13 protein-coding genes are annotated in these 14,411 nt (G+C 62.5%); 8 read left to right on the top strand and 5 right to left on the bottom strand.

What is annotated here, in order from left to right; all coding sequences use genetic code 11:
- Positions 1–10: 10 nt before the first annotated feature.
- Entirely contained in the window at positions 11–1,288 is a 1,278-nt protein-coding gene (locus tag B1818_RS03780) for an Ig-like domain-containing protein (protein ID WP_139104530.1), read from the bottom strand.
- 380 nt (positions 1,289–1,668) lie between these two features.
- On the opposite strand from B1818_RS03780, the gene B1818_RS03785 reads away from it, so the two are divergent.
- Together B1818_RS03785 and B1818_RS24145 are read left to right on the top strand one after the other, a co-directional pair.
- Entirely contained in the window at positions 1,669–3,312 is a 1,644-nt protein-coding gene (locus B1818_RS03785; RefSeq protein WP_175401071.1) for a cytochrome c biogenesis protein ResB, read from the top strand.
- Positions 3,313–3,443: 131 nt separating this feature from the next.
- A complete protein-coding gene (locus B1818_RS24145; RefSeq protein WP_055476455.1) occupies positions 3,444–3,773 on the top strand; it encodes a DUF4229 domain-containing protein in 330 nt (109 codons plus the stop codon).
- A 253-nt stretch (positions 3,774–4,026) separates the two neighbouring features.
- Here B1818_RS24145 and B1818_RS03795 read toward each other — a convergent pair whose 3' ends face one another.
- Positions 4,027–4,764, bottom strand: a complete 738-nt coding sequence (locus B1818_RS03795) for a M23 family metallopeptidase (protein ID WP_055476454.1) — start codon at positions 4,762–4,764, stop codon at positions 4,027–4,029.
- 572 nt (positions 4,765–5,336) lie between these two features.
- Here B1818_RS03795 and B1818_RS03800 point away from each other — a divergent pair.
- The 3 genes from B1818_RS03800 (at position 5,337) to B1818_RS03810 (ending at position 9,044) form a co-directional block, all read left to right on the top strand.
- Complete coding sequence (locus B1818_RS03800) at positions 5,337–6,143, top strand: endonuclease/exonuclease/phosphatase family protein (RefSeq protein ID WP_176455874.1); 807 nt, start codon at positions 5,337–5,339, stop codon at positions 6,141–6,143.
- 908 nt (positions 6,144–7,051) lie between these two features.
- Positions 7,052–8,386, top strand: a complete 1,335-nt coding sequence (locus B1818_RS03805) for a TrkH family potassium uptake protein (RefSeq protein WP_368275325.1) — start codon at positions 7,052–7,054, stop codon at positions 8,384–8,386.
- Positions 8,352–9,044: a TrkA family potassium uptake protein gene (locus B1818_RS03810; RefSeq protein WP_078111951.1), complete on the top strand. Its 693-nt coding sequence runs from the start codon at positions 8,352–8,354 to the stop codon at positions 9,042–9,044. The genes B1818_RS03805 and B1818_RS03810 overlap by 35 nt, the downstream gene beginning before the upstream one ends.
- Before the next feature lie 157 nt (positions 9,045–9,201).
- Here the strand turns inward: B1818_RS03810 and B1818_RS03815 are convergent, their stop codons facing one another.
- A complete protein-coding gene (locus tag B1818_RS03815; protein ID WP_078112006.1) occupies positions 9,202–9,564 on the bottom strand; it encodes a winged helix-turn-helix domain-containing protein in 363 nt (120 codons plus the stop codon).
- Between the two features lie 149 nt (positions 9,565–9,713).
- On the opposite strand from B1818_RS03815, the gene B1818_RS03820 reads away from it, so the two are divergent.
- From B1818_RS03820 to B1818_RS03830, 3 genes are all read left to right on the top strand, one after another.
- Positions 9,714–10,199 (top strand): YqhA family protein, encoded by a 486-nt coding sequence (locus tag B1818_RS03820; RefSeq protein ID WP_078111952.1) that lies wholly within the window; start codon positions 9,714–9,716, stop codon positions 10,197–10,199.
- Positions 10,200–10,333: 134 nt separating this feature from the next.
- Positions 10,334–10,888, top strand: a complete 555-nt coding sequence (locus B1818_RS03825; RefSeq protein ID WP_078111953.1) for an HPP family protein — start codon at positions 10,334–10,336, stop codon at positions 10,886–10,888.
- A 202-nt stretch (positions 10,889–11,090) separates the two neighbouring features.
- A complete protein-coding gene (locus B1818_RS03830; RefSeq protein ID WP_078111954.1) occupies positions 11,091–12,245 on the top strand; it encodes a TerC family protein in 1,155 nt (384 codons plus the stop codon).
- A gap of 466 nt (positions 12,246–12,711) precedes the next feature.
- Here B1818_RS03830 and B1818_RS03835 read toward each other — a convergent pair.
- Both B1818_RS03835 and B1818_RS24370 read right to left on the bottom strand, forming a co-directional pair.
- A protein-coding gene (locus B1818_RS03835) for an IS3 family transposase (protein ID WP_139362977.1) occupies positions 12,712–14,012 on the bottom strand; the annotation gives its coding sequence in 2 pieces (ribosomal slippage) (positions 12,712–13,739 and positions 13,739–14,012; 1,302 coding nt in all).
- Between the two features lie 34 nt (positions 14,013–14,046).
- Positions 14,047–14,411 (bottom strand): integrase core domain-containing protein (locus B1818_RS24370; RefSeq protein WP_078111955.1); only part of this gene is annotated, 365 nt, incomplete at its 5' end.

A 14,411-nucleotide genomic window follows, 5' to 3' on the forward strand; every position in this document is an offset into this window, starting at 1 on the left:
AGCCCGATGCCTAGGTGTCTGCGTTGCCCTTCTTCCACTGTGCCCACGGGATGTTCCAGTCGCCGAGTCCATCGACTCCCGATAGTGTTTCGGCGTTGGTGTTCTTCACCGTGACGGGGTCGCCGCGCATCGTGTTCTTCACGAGCCATTCCGCGTCCGCGGGACTCAGATTCGGGCAGCCGTTGCTGACATTGCTGTTGCCCTGCGCCGACAGAGACCACGGGGCACCGTGCATGTAGATGCCGCTGTAAGACATCTGCACCGCCCAGTCGACGGGTGTGCGGTATCCCGCCGATGACTCGACAGGAACTCCGTAGGTGGAGGAGTCCATGACGATGTGCTCGACGCGATCACCGATCATGTAGATGCCGCGTGGAGTCGGTGTGCTGTCTTTGCCGAACGACGTCGGCATCGTTCGGATGACCTTGCCATCCCTCTTTACGACGATGGTCTTGGTGTTGTCGTCGGCTTCGATTGTCTGAGCTCGGCCAATGGTGAAGTCGTAGGACAGATTTCTGTTGCCATAGAGCCCGTCGCCGAGGTCGACTCCGTAAATGTTCACGGCGACACTGACCTTGGTCCCCGGCATCCAGAAGCGCTCGGGCCTCCATCGGACCTCGGAGTCGCTGATCCAATAGAACGCGCCTTGCATCTGTGGATCAGAGGCCACGGTGATTGCAGCCTGCGCCTTCCGGCGGTCAGGGATGGGATCCGAGAATCGAACACCAATCGTGTGCGCAATTCCGACGGTCTTCTCGCCCAGAATGGCCGCGCTGGTCAGCGACTCCGGCGAGGCTGTGGTGAAGCCTTGCGAGACGCTCGTTCGACCACCCACACCCACGGCTTCAGCTCGAACGGAGTACTGCTTCGAGTACCCCAACGGCTGGGTGCTTGTCCAGGTACTGCCATCCTCGCTCAGCGAGCCCGCCAACGCACGCCCGCTAGATGTTGGGATATCGACGTCGGTCAACGCGCCGCGACTGGCCGTCACAACGATAGGAAGCCCAGGTTCGACAACCGCGTCGGGAGCGAGCCGATCGCCTCCTTCGGTGGCCACAGCGATGGAGGGTTGTGCGATGGCCGCAAAACTGTCGACGGCCGAAATCTGGTCACTGTAGGTAGAGCTACCGCCAGCCGAGCTGCACGAGGTCAGTACCACCACGACGGCCGTCAGCGCCGCCAATACCAGTACATGCCGAGCCTTGACCTGCGCCGAACGGTGGCGTCGAAGGGTTCCCAGACGTTGCCGCAGCTGACTATGGCCAGTCGATCGGCGGTCGCGACGCATCGTCCTCGGAGTGCCAAAGCGGCCCATCAGTTACAAAGCCCTTCATCCGGAGCACACACCGACGACCACAGAATGTAGGCGCCGCCACAGGTCTTACTAACAATGATAGTAGTTTACGGCTCACCAGGCCTCACCGCTCCGATCGAGCAAGCAAGACCCAACGTGGTTGCCATCCGGGTTCTATAAATACTACGGTGCGTAGTAATCCGGGTAGGTGAGGGAGAGCAGGTGAGACCCATAGTGGCGGTGCGGGGGAGTATGTCCCGGCGACCCACCGCGCTCGTGGTGGCGGGTGTCGATCGGCACTCGGCCGGCGACTTCGACGTCGCTCCTGCAGTCATGGACTGTCGGAGTGCGACGACGTTACCCCCACCACGATGATGGGAACCGAAGCGCCGACGCCGCGCCGAGCGCACCCGGCGCTTGGCTCCCTGCGCAGACTGTGGCGATCGCTCACGTCGATGAAAACCGCACTCATGCTGCTGTTCCTGTTGGCCGCAGCCGCGATCCCGGGCGCCATGCTGCCACAACGACCGCTCAACGAGCAGAAAACAACCCAGTACATTGCCGACCGCGGCGCGCTCGGGGTGTGGATGGACAGACTGCAGCTGTTCGACGTCTTCGCCAGCACGTGGTTCACCGCGATCTACGTCCTGCTGTTCGTATCGCTTGTGGGCTGCCTCACCCCCCGAATTCTCGAGCATGCGCGCGCAGTGCGCGCTCAGCCGGTCCCCGCGCCACGCAACCTCATTCGTCTGCCGCGGCACGTCGAGGACACGGTGCACGGAGATCCTGACGAGGTTGCTGCCCTGATAAATACCAATCTGCGTGGCTGGCGCCGAGTCACCACCACGCGCCCGGCGACGGGTGCCCAACCCACCGAAGCCGTGGAGATCTCCGCGGAGAAGGGCTACCTCCGCGAGTGGGGCAACCTCCTGTTCCACTTCTCACTGCTCGCCCTGTTGATAGCGATCGCGGCCGACAAACTTTACGGGTACGAGGGCACCCGCAGTCTCATCGCCGATGGCACGCAAGGCCTCTGTAACACCTCGACGGCCGTCTATGACTCGTTTCGAGCAGGCAGCCTTGTCGACGGCACCGATCTCTCACCATTCTGTGTTCGTGTCGAGGGCTTCGATGCGAGGTTCCTGCCGAGCGGCCAGCCCGACATGTACGAAGCCGACGTCAGTTACACCGACGACGTACGACAGTCCGACCCCACTACCTGGAACGCTGCGCGTATTCGAGTGAACGAGCCTCTGCGAGTAGCCGGTGACCGCGTCTACGTCCTAGGCAATGGCTTCGCACCTACATTCACAGTGACCTTCCCGAACGGTGAGCAGCGCACTCAGACAGTACTTTTCATTCCCGACAACTTGCAGACGATGTTGTCCTCAGGCGCGGCCCGTTTTGATACTCCCGCGGGGCTTTACCCCGACGCGGATGAACGGCGCCGCCGACAGATCGCGATTGAGGGTCTGTTCGCGCCGACCGCGGCATTCCAAGGAACGCTTCTCACCTCGTCGTTTCCCGTGCCGAATGATCCGTATGTAGCGATCAGGATCTACCAGGGCGACACCGGACTGGATACCGGTCGTCCGCAGAACGCATACTCCTTGAACCAATCACTCATCGAGCAGGGCCGGCTCCAGCAGCGGGCCCAAGTCAATCTCGGCCCAGGAGAGACCCACACCATCGCCGACGGCACCGTAGTGCGCTTCGACGGGTACGAACGGTTTGTGTCCATGCAGGTGTCGCACGGGCCGGCACAGAACTGGGTCCTGCTGACCGCGACTGTGATGCTGGCTGGGCTACTTGTGTCCCTGCTTGTCCGGCGCCGACGAATCTGGGTGCGGTTGGTGCCCACCGAGATCGATGGCCAACGACGCACTGCTGTCACCATCGCCGGTTTGGCCCGCACCGATCAGGCTGGGTGGGGCGAAGACTTCAACGAGCAAGCGCGGCGATGGATGACCGAGCCAGCGTCAGCGAACCGCCGACTACGACGCACACGTCACGAATGAGACTCACATCAGCAGAGATTCATCCTGCGGGGATCGATGTCCCCCAGTTGAAGCACTCGACGAGAGGGCGTGCCACGTCACACATACATCCGATCGCATTCAACAAGCAGCACACGGAAGGCCTACCGAACATGAGCAGAAGCACTTCTGACCATGCCGCCCCCTCGCCCGCCCCTTCGGGCAAGTCACTCGTCGCGATTGCCCTGCTGTATAACGCCGCGCGGCTAGCACTCGCCGCTGCGCTGTGCGGATTGATCCTGTTGATTTCCTTCGTATTTGACGTGAAAATCCCGATTTTCGGAGCCGTCGTGCTCGCAGTAGTGCTCAGTAGTCCAGTCTCGATGCTCGTCCTCAAACCCCTACGAACTCGCATCAATCACCAGGCCGAAGCGATGGACGCCCACCATGCGAGCAAGAGGGGACTCGCGAAGAGCCGCTCGGTGAACCTGCCAGATAGTTAAACCACAACCCAGGCACGTACGCACCTCATCATGGGGTACGACCACCAACCAGCAAAGAGCGGCTGCCACTGTCCGCCGCGGCCTGTGACCACGATAGATTTGCACACCGTTGCGATCCGATCGATCGGGCGCATTTGCCAGAAGCTTGCCGTCGGTAAAGCTCAGTAAGACCACGAGACTGGCAACGTCGGCTTGGCTTACGCCCGCACACCTGCCACGAAATCTCCAGCAGCTTTGCACCGTTCACGCCGGTTCAGCCGACGACGTAGACGCCCCGGGTTCTCAGCCACTGTGCCGGATCAAGTTTGGGTCCGTCTTGCTGCCAGACCTCATAGTGCAGGTGTGGTCCAGTGGAGTAGCCGCGGTTTCCTACCGTTGCGATCTGCTCGCCGGCCCGGACTCGTTGTCCGACGCTCACCAACGCCTCGTTGATGTGCCCGTACACGCCGATCGTGCCGTCGTCTTGCAGCACGCGTACCCATAAACCGAAACCATCGGCCGGACCGGATTCGATGACCTGCCCATCGCTTGCGGACACCACCGGCGTGCCAATCGCGTTGGCGATGTCAAGGCCATAGTGCGTGGTACTCCAGCGTGCCCCGTAGCTCGAGGTCACGGTGCCGTAGGTAGGTGCCGCCGACCGCGGCCGTTGTGGCGCAGGGGGATCGGAAGGCCGCAGACGATCTGGCTGCACCAACTCTCGCACGGCCGCGGTCAGCTCATCGAGTGACGATGTCCGCGCCGGCGTGGTGTCTTGTCGATCGTCCACCGATCCGAGGGCTACAGGTGATGGCGTTGCCGCGGATCGGTCGTCGGCGGACACGCCAGCCTGGAAAACTGGGGTGACTGTTGGGCTGTGACGATCGGCGAGCGCAGTGGCCGCGGTCCCGCCGGCGACGCAAAGGACCACCGCAGCCGCGAGCGATCCACTGACCCCGGCTGCGGCTACGGACCTGAGTGGTGTTCCCGACGTCTTCTCCTCGTCGAGCACATCGAGAAAATCAGAGTGAACTGGCTCATTGTCATGGTGATCGAGAACGGACATCGCCCGCTCCCATGGCGCGGTAGGCGCTGCAACCCTTTGGTTCCTGCCGACGTCGACCGAGCGTGGTGTGCGCCACGGCCCATACGCGTCATGGTCGAAACGGGCCGCGTGCGGCCGTGCATGATGCGAGGGGGACGGGTGTGGGCGGGCGCCGCGAGGCGGGTTGGGAGGAGACGTCCTGGGCGCACTCACCGATGAAATCTGCGGCGAGCGCGTGAGGGCCGGGGCAGGTGAGGGGACTGCTCGGGTGAACCCGACCGCAGTCTCAGGGGGGTGGGGTATCCGATGTCGCCCCGACGCCCGCGCGATACCCGAATGCCGTGGCACCGAAGGCCCGCGGTCGAAAGCCGCCGACGCAGGGCGGCGGGACGCAGGTATACCAGCAGGAGGTGGGCTGGGGTCAGATTTGCGATGCCGTGCCAATGAAGGTCCCTCAGTTCAAGCGTCGTTCCGGATGAAACAGTTCGATATCGAACGGGCCACGGACAGATTACTACTACCGTGGTTAGTTTCTCCGAGTGGGCGTCAGAATCGTCATCCTGCGCCTCTATCAGCGTTCTGAGCCTGACGGCGATCGTGGCATGATCGACCGCATGCGTGGACTCCTACGAGCACTCGGCTGGGGTGCGGTCCTCGCCGCTGTCGTCGGGATTGCTGCTCACTACTCTGGCCTGGTCAGCAATACCGCGTCCCGGGTGGCGGCGTTCACGCCGGTGTTAATCGGCGTCGGTGTCCTCGGCCTGGTGCTGTTGCTCGTCGCGCGCGCCTGGATCTCCGCGGTGGCAGCTGTGCTCGTCGTTGCCGTGGGCGTCACGGCGCAGGCCCCGCTGTATTGGGGAGTGGACGAACTGGTCTCGGACTCGGACTTGACCGTTATGCAGGCAAACATCTTTCGCGGGCAGGCCGATCCGGATGAGATGGTGTCGCGGGTACGCAGCTCGCGAGTCGACGTCATGACGGTGGTCGAGCTGACGCCCGAGTCGGTGGGGGCCCTCGATCGCGCCGGGTTGCGCCACGCCTTGCCGTTCGCGTTTCTCCGTCCCCGCGAGGGTGGAGGTGGAGCCGGCATCTATGCTCGGTCCCCGCTGACTGACGGGCAACTCCTGCGCGGATTCGAACTGTCGAATCTTCATGCGCGACTTACGCTACCAAACCGCTCGCCCATCTCGGTCTATGCACTATTCTTCGTGATTTGTATATCAGGAAGTGGGCTGCGGTCAAGGATGGGTATGCGGAAGTGCCCGACGGGGAGGGTTTTCGCGCTTAGCGATACGCCTGTCGGGTGTGTGGTGAGACGTCGGATGGGTCTGGGTGGACCGTCGTGACCAATCACTGGGATGTGCTGGCGTGTCCGTTAAGGACTCACGGTTCGCGCCCGTGATGTTCGTCGGACAGGCGCGGATCACCGAGCGAGCCACGCAGGCGAGTGGGGGGCGGGTAGGTGACTCGGATCGACAGGGCGATGCGATCTCTGCGCAGTCGGCCCGTATTGCCGGTCGGCCATGCGGAACAACTAACCGGGGGGGGAATTACCTCACCGGGTTGGTGACCTGTGTCGTCGTCGATGCGATCGCACGGAAACGCCAGCAGCGTGCGACGGCGGTTCCACAGACCGCCCGCCGCCCGGGCCCGACTTCCTCTCGGCGAGGGGTTTCTCGACACCAGGCGGGCGGGCTCGGCGCATGCGTGCAAGACTCGACTCGCGCAGCCCCTGCCGCTATAGCTGCAGAACTGACGCGGCTGCGCTGGGGCTCACTCGCAGTCGCAACGTGGCTGCGAGGCGCCGGGGTGAGGGGAGGGTCCTGCCGCCAAGATCGTGCCGGCGCAAATGATCATTGTCGCCGATAACAGGAAGACCACAAGGCCCATGCCGATACGGCGCCTGCGGGCAGGACGAGGCGTTCGGTGAGATCTGGGGAATCGGAAGCCCAACAGCGACTCGATCGCGTCCATAGTGCAGTGTAGCCACCCTGTGAACGGATCTGGTGAAGACACAGAGACCGGGTGCAGGTCGGTCCGTGCCTATTCGTATGTCTGACAACGGGGTTCGAGCACACTCGGGTCCATAGCGTGGCCGCATTGTGCCGCGTCTGTCGGTTGAGGTCTCATCGCCGATCGCGGATCGCGCACGATCCCTGCAGCGGCCGACCGGAGGGCGCTAGGGTGATCGATCGTGAGTGCATCTGTGCGTGCGCGCGCCTGGAGAGTCCTGCGGGGCGGTGCCGCTCGAGCGGTGTTCACTCCAGTGCGGGTGGTGGCGATGGGGTTCCTGGCCGCCATTGCAGTCGGTACTGCCTTGTTGATGGTGCCTGCGGCCCGCCAGTCCGTCGAGGGCGCGGGCGTGATGGAGGCGTTGTTCACCTCGACCTCGGCGTCGTGTCTGACGGGTCTGGCCGTTGTTGACACTCCCACGTATTGGTCGAGGTTTGGCCAGGCTGTGATTCTTGCTCTGATTCAAGTCGGCGGCTTGGGGATCATGACAATGGCCTCTCTGGTGGGTTTGCTCCTGGCGAATCGGATCGGGTTGAGGGCCAGACTCAACACAGCTGCTGAAGCGCGCACCTCCGACCTGGGAGAGGTACGCGCGGTCGTTGTCGGGGTAGTACGGGTGAGTCTGGCTATCGAGGCGATCATTGCCACCGCGTTGACGGCCAGATTCGCCTTCGGCTACGACATCCCGTTGCCGCGTGCGTTGTGGCTGGGCGTTTTTCACTCCGTTTCGGCGTTCAACAACGCAGGTTTCGCGTTGTTCAGCGACAACATGATCGGCTTCGCCGAGGATCCGTGGATTTGCGTACCGCTGATGATTGCGGTGGTCATCGGCGGGCTGGGATTTCCGGTGTTGTTCGAGGTTGGTCGGCGGATACGCCAGAACCGCGCCGCCCACGCCCGCAACCGCCGGTGGAGCCTGCACACCCGGGTGACCGTGGTGGTGACGTCGATACTGCTGGCAGCCGGTTTCGTTGCGGTTCTCGCTCTGGAGTGGTCGGGCACGCTGAGCCAGTATGCTCTCGGGTCGAAGGTACTCATCGCAGCGTTCCAGGGCGTGATGCCACGCACCGCCGGATTTAACAGCGTTGACTACAGCCAGATGGATGAAGCGACCTTGCTGATCACCGACGTACTGATGTTCATCGGCGGAGGAAGCGGCGGCACCGCCGGAGGAATCAAGGTGACAACCTTTGCGGTGCTGCTGTTCATCATTCTGGCCGAGGTGCGCGGCGAGAAATCAGTGACGGTGTTCAACCGACGAATTGACTCACGACTGCAACGTCAGGCACTGACCGTTGCCGCCATCGGCGTCGCGCTCGTAGTGGTGCCGACCGTCGTGCTCTTGGCCGGAACCCGATTCGACCTCAACACTTTGCTGTTCGAAGTCACGTCAGCGTTCGCGACCGTGGGGTTGTCCACCGGTATCACTGCTGCGCTGCCAGCGTGGGGTCAACTCATACTGGTGGTGTTGATGTATCTCGGCCGGATCGGACCCATCACACTCGTCAGCGCCTTGGCCGCCCGGCAGCACAGACGACGCTATGAACTTCCCACAGAGAGGCCTCTCATTGGCTAGGCACAAGAGTTCTGATCTGGTTGTCGTCCTGGGCCTCGGTCGCTTCGGAACATCGCTTGCCCTCGAACTGATGCAGCACGGCACCGAAGTCCTCGGTCTTGATTCCAACGAATTGGTCGTGGAAAAGCTTTCGTCCCGTCTCACCCATGCCGCAGTTGTCGATACCACCGACGAAGACGCTCTACGTCAACTGTCGGTGCACGAGTACGGTCGGGCCGTAGTCGGGATCGGTTCGGACCTCGAAGCGAGTCTGCTGACCGCCTCGGCACTGATCAACCTTGAGGTCTCCACCATCTGGGCCAAAGCAATCAGGTACTCGCACGCGAAAATCCTGACCCAGATCGGCGTTCACCACGTGATACGCCCCGAACACGACATGGGTAAACGGGTCGCGCACCTCGTCCGAGGCCGCATGACCGACTACATCGAATTCGATGACGGCTTCGCCATGATCAAAACGCCGGCACCGACCTCCATCCTCGGTCGGCCCCTCGCAGACACCGCCACCCGCTCACGCTTCGGGGTCACAGTCGTAGCCATCAAACGCCCCGGAGAAGGCTTCACCTACGCCACCGCCGACACCATCCTCTCCGCCGGCGACACCATCATCGTCTCAGGGCAAGTTCACGACACCGAACGATTCGCCGACCTCACCTAGCCCACAACACCCAGGTACGGCTCTTCGCAGTTCGAACACTACCGACCCGGACACACCTCACACCAGCAGCGCCACAGACTCCCGTGCGTCGGACTTCACGCGTCACAGATCAGCTCACGACGAGCCGCACCCTGCCGGGACAGGCCGTCGTAGCGTTTCAATCCAACGCGGTGATGAGGTCATTGACAGTGTGGTGCGCCTCGAGCGGATGCCGAAGACGGCCCTCTTCGCACACCGTGTACACGTTGCGGCGACCAGCTTTGGTCTTAATGAGGTATCCCGACTCCACGAGATCAGAGATGATGGTGTGCACCGCGCGCTCGGTGATACCGATCAGCAAGCTCAACTCTCTCACCGTCACCGCTTCGTTCTTGGCCAGACAGAGCAACACGTGAGCGTGGTTAGTGAGGAACGTCCAGCTGCGCGCGCCGACGCTCTGGCCATCGCCGCCACCAGCACCTGCTGCGGCGGCGAGTTCAGGGGGCAACGGCGATGAGGTGACAGTAGAGCTGGTGCGCATCTCTGACAGTATACCTGCAATTCCCGTATCCCTATTCACCAATTGGGCGGATCGATCCGCCCGCCCCAGTCGACATGCGAGGCAAGCGAGCTCGCCCGTATGGTTACCTCGACTGCCATCGCAGTGAGCACTAGAACGAAGGAGCGGCGATGGACCACAGTCCGCACGAGCAGACCTCTCGAGCCCGCCCGAAGCTCGAAGCCGTACGGTTCGTCAGCGTCGTCGGCTCCCTCACCGCCCTGATGCTGGCGGCCCTGACCTACCTCTGGGCCGCTGCCAAAGCAGTGACCGTCGTCGCCGCGGTTGCCGAGGACGGCGTCTCCTCGGATCGAGCGCTGGTCAAGCTGTTCGAAAGCATCGACTCAATCCTGCTCGCGACAGTTCTGCTGATGGTCGGGTTCGGCCTGTGGGAGCTACTCGTTGCCGATCTTCACCTACCGCCAGCCTTGACCACCACCTCGTTCGACCAACTCAAAGGGCGAGTGGCCGGGACTTTGCTACTTGTCCTGGTCGTTCGCTTCTTCGAACGCCTCATCGCCCGACCCAACGCTGACGACCTTCTGGCCCTGGGGATTTCGACCGCACTCGTGGGCGCCCTCTTGCTCGTCTTTGCCAGCAGCCACCGCGACCACTGAACTCCCACCCCTCCTCCCCGCCCCCGCGACACCCACAAAATAAGCGCAACAGTATTCCGGAAGTGCAATTCATGTGTATTATCTCCTGATACGTGGTGCGCTGGTACTGCGTCGGTACGAGTAGAGGGAGAAACATGATGAGTGCCTCGGAGGTGATGCAGCGTCCCGTAGTCACCGTGTGTGTCGATGCGGCGCTGGCCGAAGCGATGGTGCCGTTGGCTGAGCACGGGTATGCCGCGCTGCCGGTAGTCGATCGATCGCATCGGCTGGTCGGCATGCTGACCAGTGGCGATGTTCTTCGTGGTCAGCGAGACGACACCGTGACGACCGTCGCGGAGGTAATGGCGACGCCGGCGCAATCGGTCACGATCGACCAGGATCTCAGTGACATCACCCGACTGTTGGTCGGTCACGGTTTGCGTAGTATTCCCGTGGTCGACTCCGAAGCGACGGTGGTCGGCATCGTGTCGCGGGGCGACCTTCTGCGACTGTTCCTGACCCCGGACGACGCACTGCAGGTCAGTGTGCAGCGTCGCCTCGACGAGTACACCGGCAACCGACGCTGGGTGGCCGCAGTCCGACACGGCGAGGTCAGCGTCTACGGAGTCTTCGCTGACGATTCCGAGCGCCGCATCGCAGTCGCTCTGGCGCGCACAGTGCCCGGCGCCCGCTGCATCGCTGTGCGCTGAACCCGACACACCTTGCTAGAATATGACCGCATAACACACAGTCGCGGTAGTTCGAAATCAATCTTCCTGCAGCACAAGCTAAATCCATCAAGTGCAGTCGTTGGTCGTCAGCGCAGCCCAGGTGTGCGGGCCTGGCGAATACACCGACAACACCGGGGTGGAAAGACCGTTGCTGCACACAGCTCACCGGAGGTATGTGACAGTGTCTGTTCCGTTCTGGGCCTGGGCCGCAGTGCTCGGGTTCATCGTGGTCATGCTGGCGATCGATCTCTTCGCCCATCGCCGTGCTCATGTCATCGGCGTCCGCGAGGCCGCGATCTGGTCAGCGATATGGGTAGGCATTGGTATCGCCTTCGGTGGGCTGATCTGGGCGTTCGCGGGCGCGGAATTCGGCCAACAGTACTTCGCCGGCTACATGATCGAGAAGTCGTTGGCAGTCGACAACGTGTTCGTCTGGGCGATCATCTTCACCTACTTCGCCGTCCCCCGCGAACTGCAACATCGTGTGCTGTTTCTCGGTGTACTTGGCGCCCTGGTGTTCCGTGGCATCTTCATCGCCGCCGGATCGGTACTGATCGCCAGCTTCAGCGCCATCCTCTACGTCTTCGCGGCCTTTCTGATCTGGACCGGCTACAAAATGCTGCGCCAACGCAACGAACACCTTGACCCGCACAAGTCACGCACACTGCGGTTGTTCACCCGCTACGTCCCGATGAGCGATGCGTTCTACGGCCAGAAGTTCTTCGTCCGCGTCTCCGGAGTGGTGCTGGCCACACCACTGCTCGCAGTACTAGTCCTCATCGAAGTCACCGATATCATCTTCGCCGTCGACTCGATCCCCGCGATTTTCGCCGTCACCGACATCCCGTTCCTGGTGTTCACCGCCAACGCCTTCGCCATCCTCGGCCTGCGTGCCATGTACTTCCTACTGGCTGATCTGCTGCACCGCTTCATCTACCTCAAGCTCGGTCTGGCTCTGGTCTTGGTCTGGGTTGGCATCAAAATGGCCCTCAAGATCGACGTGATCTACATCCCCACCCTGATCTCGCTGACCGTCGTCACCACCATCCTCGCAGCGTCGGTGGCTGCCAGCCTCTACGCCACCCGCGGTCAAGGGCGCCGCGCACCTGAAGTCACCGCCAGCCCCTTCCGCATCGCTACCGAAACCGAACTGAGGACAGCAACCTCGCTGTGGCGCCGCCGGCCCGTCCACGACGACACTCCGCCGCCCACCCTCCTCGACGAAACAGAACCTTCGGAGCAGAACGCCGAGTCCGCCAACGCCGCTCATCAACACGGTCACCCACTACCCAACACGCCATCAACCCCCAAGGCCACCAGCGATGACCACACCTAAGTAGCAACCGAGATATGCACCCACAGCAGAGGACGGCCATACCGCTCTGGCCCAACCAATCTCCGTCCACACCTCGCCCAGCCAGATACAGGTCGGCAGGTCGGCGGTCGATCGTCAATCTGCGCGCAGTCGTCAGTATGGCCGTTCTCGCCGGGTGCGCAGTGGGAACACAGGGGACTACCGTCCCCGCCCCTGTCACAGCCATCCCGGACCCGGTAGCACAGTCGGCGACCCTTGCAGGTCTTCGCGGAGCAGGAACCGTGTGCGACCCGAACCCGAACCGGCGAATAGTGATCAATCGGGGCACCGCCAGCTGTACTCAGGCCGTGAAGCTTGTCGACTCAACATTCACCCCTTGAATCGCCCCGGGTTTGCTGGAGGCTCGGTTAGTTGGTTCCAGCGTTTGCGGGGACCGGGTTCTCACGGTAGCTGGTGACGGTGTGGGTCGACCAGTAGGCGCTCTGAATCACCCTAGGTTCTGTGCCGCCTCCAATGTGGGCTGGTCCTCGGGGCCGAGGCCAGCGTAGTGAAGCGTTTCGAGCTCGGTCGGGGGGATCTGGCCGATACTCGAGTGCAGCCTGCTGTTGTTGTACCAGTCGACCCAACCAGCGGTCGCGAACTCGACGTCGGAGACTGTCTTGTACGGACCGGAGTGGAAGATCGTGGTCCGGATGCACTCGGTCTTGTACAAGCCGTTCACCGACTCGGCCAGCGCGTTGTCGTAGGCGTCCCCGACCGTTCCGATCGACGCCGCGATGTCTTCGAGTCGCAGACGTTCAGTCAGTGTAACTGATGTGTACTGACTTCCCGCATCTGAATGGTGAATCAGCTCAGCAGCTTTCACCGGATGCCCTTCCCGCTTGCGCTGCCACAGCGCCATCCGAAGCGGGACCGTCACCAGCTCGACTGTCTTCGATGTCGATGCGTGCCACGCCACGATTCGACGGGAGAACACGTCGATGATGAACACCACGTACACCCACCCGGCCCATGTCCGGCAGTAGGTGAAATCGGTCACCCAGACCCGGTTGGGTTCGGCGGCACTGAACTGTCGGTTCAGCAGATCCTCCGCGCGTACACCGTCAGCGGAGCGGACGGTCGTGCGGACCCCTTTGGATCTTCGAATTCCGTTGTGGCCTAGCATTTTCATTGCTCGATCAACAGCGCCGTAGGACACCCCAGGCAGTGTTGTGCGGTGCAGATGGGCGCGCATCTTCACCCGCCCGTAGAGGCCCTCGGGAGTCATCTTCCGTCGGCCGTCGTCATCGGTGCGCCAGACGACATTGCGCACCGCATCGACGACGTGAGCGTCGGAGACGGTACGAGCAGCAGGCATTCGTGTTCGCCATGCCCGGTAGGTTCGTGCGGCAACCATGCAGCCCTGCTCACGCAGGACCCGGCAGATCGACTCGACCGCAAAACCGTTGCTGCGCATCTGATCTATGAACGCCACGATCATCGGTTGCGGGGGTCGAGTTCCCCCGCGAAGAAAGTTGTCGCCGCCTTCAGAATGGCAACGTCTTCTCGCAACTGCTTGTTCTCCGCCTTGAGACGCTTGATCTCGGCGGACTCCTTCGAGGTGGTCCCGGAGCGGGCGCCGGCATCGACCTGTGCCTGCACTGCCCACCGGCGTACCGTCTCTCCGCCGACACCGACCTGCTTAGCGATCGCTTCGGCAGCGGCAGTCAACGACGTGTACTCGCCGCCGTGGGCCTCCAGCAACCGCAGAGCCCTCGAACGGACCTCTGGATCGATCTTTTTAGGCATGAGCTCATCCTTCCTGACTCAGAAGGAAGCGGCATCAAACCAGGGGTGATTCACTCTCGTACTCGACGGGTGGGACGTGTCCGATCTCGCCGTGCAGGCGGCGGTGGTTGAACCATTCGACGTACTCAGCGACGGCGATCTCGACCTCGCCCACACCTGCCCAGCCGCCTCGCGGGCGCATCACGGGGTTACGGATGCATTCGGCTTTGAACAGCGAGTTGAACGCCTCAGCCATCGCGTTGTCGTATGAATCCCCTTTGGAGCCAACAGATGTCACCGCTTCGGCTTCGGCCAGTCGTTCGGTGTAGCGGATGGCTCGGTATTGCACTCCGCGGTCGGAGTGGTGGATCAGCCCGGCCACGTCGTGGCCGGCACGCGACCGTGCCCACAATCCCATGT

The sequence above is a fragment of the Gordonia sp. IITR100 genome, assembly GCF_002009645.1.
GTDB classification, from domain to species: Bacteria; Actinomycetota; Actinomycetes; order Mycobacteriales; family Mycobacteriaceae; genus Gordonia; species Gordonia hongkongensis.

Coding starts and splice junctions, on each gene's coding strand:
- B1818_RS03780 (WP_139104530.1), bottom strand. CDS start 1,288: ATGCGTCGCGACCGCCGATCGACTGGCCATAGTCAGCTGCGGCAACGT.
- B1818_RS03810 (WP_078111951.1), top strand. CDS start 8,352: ATGAACTTCCCACAGAGAGGCCTCTCATTGGCTAGGCACAAGAGTTCT.
- B1818_RS03815 (WP_078112006.1), bottom strand. CDS start 9,564: ATGCGCACCAGCTCTACTGTCACCTCATCGCCGTTGCCCCCTGAACTC.
- B1818_RS03785 (WP_175401071.1), top strand. CDS start 1,669: ATGGGAACCGAAGCGCCGACGCCGCGCCGAGCGCACCCGGCGCTTGGC.
- B1818_RS03825 (WP_078111953.1), top strand. CDS start 10,334: ATGATGAGTGCCTCGGAGGTGATGCAGCGTCCCGTAGTCACCGTGTGT.
- B1818_RS03820 (WP_078111952.1), top strand. CDS start 9,714: ATGGACCACAGTCCGCACGAGCAGACCTCTCGAGCCCGCCCGAAGCTC.
- B1818_RS24145 (WP_055476455.1), top strand. CDS start 3,444: ATGAGCAGAAGCACTTCTGACCATGCCGCCCCCTCGCCCGCCCCTTCG.